This is a genomic window from Kitasatospora sp. NPDC058243 (assembly GCF_042882025.1).
In the GTDB taxonomy this organism is placed as follows: Bacteria; Actinomycetota; Actinomycetes; order Streptomycetales; family Streptomycetaceae; genus Kitasatospora.
The window spans coordinates 1-1,156 of record NZ_JBHVWW010000173.1; the positions used below are offsets into that span (position 1 = coordinate 1).

Sequence of the window (1,156 nt, forward strand, 5' to 3'; positions counted from 1 at the left end):
GCCCTGGACAGCACGATGCCCCTGATGGCCGACGCCGCATTCGATGCGGCCGGGTTACCGAACGATTTGACCGCCGGCGGCGCACAGTTCCTGGTGCGCTCCTCAGCGCGCCGGATCCCCCCACCTTTGACACACCTGGGCGACGGCTCCTGCCTGGCCCGGATCGGCTGCGGCGTACTGCCCGCCCTGCTGGCCGTCCGCGTCATCGAAGCCTCCGTCACCGTCATCCTGGCCGACGGCACGGTCCGCACCGAGCAGTGGCGCCTGCTGACCAGCCTCCCCGGCCCGGTCGCCTTCCCCGCCGCCGAGCTTGTTGATCTTTACCATGAGCGGCGGCAGCCGGAGGCGGCATACTTCTCGGTCAAGGCGACGATGCCCGACGGCCGCGTTCTGCGCTCCCGCAGCCTGCAAGGGCTCGACCAGGAGGTCTACGCCCTGCTGGCCACCTGCCAGGCCCTGATCCGCGCAGCCGCCGACACCGTCTGCACCCGCCCGGAGGCGGACATGGACCGGATCAGTTTCACCGTCTTGCAGAGCACCGCCGCCGACACGGTCGTCACCGCGACCGGGATCCTCGAAGTCAGACAGCCGACGTACGTCGTGGTGGAGCCGTGTCAAACAGCGCCCACACCTGAGGTGCCTCGCGTTTTCCGGGGACAGTGATCTGACCGTTTACTTCATGCGGCTGTACGCAACTCCGTATATTCGGCGTGGACTTCTCGCGGTGGGCGGTCTCCGAGAGCCGGGCAGGGCGGCTGCAAGTTCCTGGGGTGTGCGGCTGGTCGGGTTGTGACCGGTTGGGGTGGATAACAGGGCAGGCGCGGGGTTCGTGACCATTGTGGTGTCCAAGCCCGATGATCATGAGGTGGCCCGTGCCTGCCGCTGCATCTTCTCCCATCCCTGCCGTGCTGGTGAAGCTGGGTCCGCTGGATGCCGGTCGGATCGCCGACCTGCGCCCCTACCTAGGGCCTGTATTTGGTCGTGATCAAGGGCTGGTCCGGGTGAGGTCCTTGATCCAGATGATGGCGGCGCGGAGGTGGAGGCCTGCGAGGTAGCTCTCGGGTGTTTTGTCGTATCGGGTGGCGATGCCTCGCCAAGCCTTCAGCTTGTTGACCAGGCGCTCGATGGGGTTTCGTTCCCTGTAGAGGCCGGCGTC

Annotated in this window: 1 protein-coding gene and 1 pseudogene; one reads left to right on the forward strand and one right to left on the reverse strand. The window is 67.0% G+C overall.

The annotated features are described in order from the left end of the window. The first annotated feature begins 24 nt into the window (after positions 1-24). A complete protein-coding gene (locus ACFVX9_RS39875) occupies positions 25-663 on the forward strand; it encodes a hypothetical protein (RefSeq protein ID WP_387987228.1) in 639 nt (212 codons plus the stop codon). A gap of 322 nt (positions 664-985) precedes the next feature. Here ACFVX9_RS39875 and ACFVX9_RS39880 read toward each other — a convergent pair. Continuing rightward, a pseudogene (locus tag ACFVX9_RS39880) lies at positions 986-1,156 on the reverse strand (IS5/IS1182 family transposase); the annotation flags it as partial.